This window comes from Vibrio sp. OPT46 (assembly GCF_015163535.1).
Lineage (GTDB): Bacteria > Pseudomonadota > Gammaproteobacteria > Enterobacterales > Vibrionaceae > Vibrio > Vibrio alginolyticus.
In genome coordinates, this window is record NZ_JADDYG010000789.1 from 1 (window position 1) to 435 (window position 435).

Annotated in this window: 1 pseudogene; it reads right to left on the bottom strand. The window is 35.4% G+C overall.

Annotated features, from left to right (window positions below):
• Window positions 1-174, bottom strand: a pseudogene (locus tag IQR33_RS27810) (amidinotransferase); the annotation flags it as partial.
• Window positions 175-435: the final 261 nt, after the last annotated feature.

A 435-nucleotide genomic window follows, 5' to 3' on the forward strand; every position in this document is an offset into this window, starting at 1 on the left:
TTCTTGGCTGAGTGACACTTTATGTTGGAACTCATTATCTTGTGCGGTTTCTTCATTAAAACGAAACTCTTTCGGTGGCACCATCACTACGCAGTTTGTGGTTTGGCGCTGAGCACTTTGCGTGCTTTCTTCTTTCCCATTAGCAAATTGGGTCACTGATTCGTGTAATAGCATCCAATACATTCCTTATCACTAGAATGAGGAGATTGTAAATTTATTGTTAACTTCAGTTTTGCTGTTTTGACAATTAATTTAATTGCACAAAAGTAATTTTTGCTGCATTAAGTTCATTTTTCCTTAAATTTTATTGTCACTTTGCAGGTTTAAGCTTTTATGGCACCACGATGAACATGATAAGAATTCATCATAAGAATCAGAACCATAGACAATCACACTCATAACCAACTAGTTACATTTAAGACACAATCGGTTAGA